Source organism: Photobacterium sp. R1 (assembly GCF_054600795.1).
On sequence record NZ_BAAHZP010001010.1, the window covers coordinates 1 to 234 of the forward strand.

Genomic DNA, 234 nt, shown 5'->3' on the forward strand with positions numbered 1-234 from the left:
CTGCTCTTTTGCCTTCGCTGAGCGTGAGTTGATGGAAGGTAATGCCAAAATCATCAAGCTGATCGCACGTGATGAAGCGCTGCACCTGACAGGCACTCAGCATATCCTTAACCTGATGCGCACCGGTCAGGATGATCCTGAGATGGCGGACATTGCCCGTGAGTGTGAACAGCTGAGCTTTGACATTTTTAAAGATGCCGCAGAACAGGAAAAAGAATGGGCGGAGTATCTGTT

1 protein-coding gene is annotated in these 234 nt (G+C 50.0%); it reads left to right on the top strand.

The annotated features are described in order from the left end of the window. Positions 1-234: ribonucleotide-diphosphate reductase subunit beta (locus ACYP03_RS28100; protein WP_459782950.1), on the top strand; the 234-nt coding region annotated here is incomplete at both ends.